This window comes from Bacillus cereus group sp. N11, from assembly GCF_016483605.1.
Classification (GTDB): Bacteria; Bacillota; Bacilli; order Bacillales; family Bacillaceae_G; genus Bacillus_A; species Bacillus_A toyonensis.
On sequence record NZ_JAEHBN010000042.1, the window covers coordinates 1 to 2,409 of the forward strand.

The following is a 2,409-nucleotide window of genomic DNA, read 5'->3' on the forward strand; positions in this document are numbered from 1 at the left end:
GGACCTTGTCCCTGTGAGAGTAGGACGTCGCCAAGCAAGCTTAAGACGAGTCAGAATGACTCGTCTTTTTTGTGTTTTATAACTTCTTTTCAATGCCAAATACTACCTGGATTTTAAAGAACTCCCTATTCTTTTAAGATTTTTGGTTACATATCTATATAAGTTCTATTCTGTTTCTTTCGTGATTTTTAATATGTAATTTAAGATTTTCTATTTTATTTCTTATAGATAAGATTCACCGGTATGTTAAAATAGTACAGTTGTTTTTGAGGTACGTTAACATAAGAGATTTAATTTGGAAAAAGGAGATAATATGAAAAAGATAGGTATGATTACTATAGTAGTTTTAGTGCTTCTAACAATCGCGTATATGTTAGTTGGGAATTATTTTTATAACTACGCATTGAATGCGAAACAAGAAAAAGAATTTTTGCAAGATAACCCTCATTTGGCGGAAACAGTGAATGCATCGGGAGATGTATTGGCTACGAATGAAAAAAAGAATGCGGATTTTGTATCGAAATATAAACCGAACACATTAACTATACGTTCTTTCGATAAGCTGAATTTAAAAGGTTATGAATATATGAATGAATCATCTAGCCATAAATGGGCAATTGTAGTTCATGGATATAATGGCAGAGCATCAGAAATGACGAAATATATTCGGAACTTTTATGAACGAGGCTATAATGTCATAGCACCAGACCTTCGTGGACATGGAAATAGTGAAGGGGATTATGTTGGTATGGGCTGGCATGATCGTAAAGATGTCCTACTGTGGATTCAACAAATTTTAAAGAAAGATCCTAATGCTGAAATAGCTCTATATGGTATTTCTATGGGGGGAGCAACTGTAATGATGACTTCAGGCGAAGATTTACCTTCAAACGTTAAAGTTATTATTGAAGATTGCGGATACTCAACTGTTAGTGATGAATTTACGTATCAACTAAAAGATTTATTCCACTTACCGAAGTTTCCTGTTATGAATGCGGCCAATACAGTTACTAAATTGAGGGCGGGATATGATTTAGAAGAGGCTTCAGCTGTGAAACAAGTTGAGAGAAGTAAAACACCTATGCTATTTATCCATGGGAATGCTGATACATTTGTTCCTTTTGAAATGCTAGATCAGGTGTATAATGCTGCAAAAGTAGAAAAAGAGAAGTTAATTGTTCCAGGTGCCGGGCATGGGGAAGCGGAGAAAGTAGATTCAAATAAATATTGGAATACTGTATGGAAATTCGTAGAGAAGTATATTCCGGCATAATTAAAGTTGTTTCATTTTTATAGACGATAATCGGAGGGGAATAGTCTGCCCTTTTGATTATCGTTTTTTTCTAATTAGGTATTCTGCTATAAGTATATTTTTGTATGTACTATAGAAGAAAATAGAGCAAAAACTTTTGAATTCCTTAATCTCAGTGCTACAATGATTGAAAACTAAGTTTTAAAGAGGTGTTAATATGAAAATTGAAGTATGGTCAGATTTTGTATGTCCATTTTGCTATATTGGGAAGCGTAGATTAGAGATGGCTTTAGAGCAATTTCCGCATAAGAAGGATGTTGAAGTTGAGTTTAAAAGTTTTGAGCTAGATCCGAATACTCCCGTTTACTCTGGAACGAGTATTAATGAAGTGCTTGCATCAAAGTATGGGATTAGTATTGAAGAAGCTAAGCGTAATAATGTACAACTAGGAAATCATGCAGCTAGTATGGGTTTAAGTTTTAATTTTGATGAGATGAAGCCAACGAACACTTTTGATGCGCATCGTCTAGCGAAGTTTGCGAAGGATCAAGGGAAGGAAAAGGAGATTACAGAAAATCTTCTTTTTGCATATTTTACTGAATCAAAGAACTTGAGTGATGTGGATACGCTAGCTACTATCGCTGAAGCTTCAGGTTTAGATAAGCAAGAAGCTTTACATGTTATTAATGATAAAAATGCGTATGCCAATGATGTTAGAATTGATGAGGCGGTTGCTCAGCAATATCAAATTTCGGGAGTACCTTATTTTATTATTAATCAGAAGTATGCTATTTCAGGTGCGCAACCACTTGAAACTTTTGTTGGTGCACTTCAGCAAGTTTGGGAAGAAGAGAATCCTGCACCGAAGTTACAGGAACTTTCAGCAGATGGTGGAAGCGATCTTTCTTGTACTGATGGAAGTTGTTCAGTGCCGTCAAAAGAACAATAGTCTTTATTATTGGATAGCAACCCATAGAGAGTTTTATGGGTTGCTTGTATATGACTATAGAAGAAATATGTAAATGAAATTTATAAAATATAAAGTTTTTTAAAAAACGTATTGACGATTGTATAAATGGAGTGTAATATAGAACAAGTCGCCGATGCAATAACGCAGAAAACGACAAACGAAATAAAAAACTTAGTTGACATCAATT

At 34.4% G+C, this 2,409-nt stretch carries 2 protein-coding genes; both read left to right on the forward strand.

Annotated features, from left to right (window positions below):
* Positions 1-313 precede the first annotated feature (313 nt).
* Complete coding sequence (locus JDS98_RS29530; protein ID WP_033663369.1) at positions 314-1,273, forward strand: alpha/beta hydrolase; 960 nt, start codon at positions 314-316, stop codon at positions 1,271-1,273.
* Positions 1,274-1,469: 196 nt separating this feature from the next.
* On the forward strand, positions 1,470-2,201 hold the full coding sequence (locus tag JDS98_RS29535) for a DsbA family oxidoreductase (protein WP_000687921.1): 732 nt from the start codon (positions 1,470-1,472) through the stop codon (positions 2,199-2,201).
* The last annotated feature ends 208 nt before the right edge of the window (positions 2,202-2,409 follow it).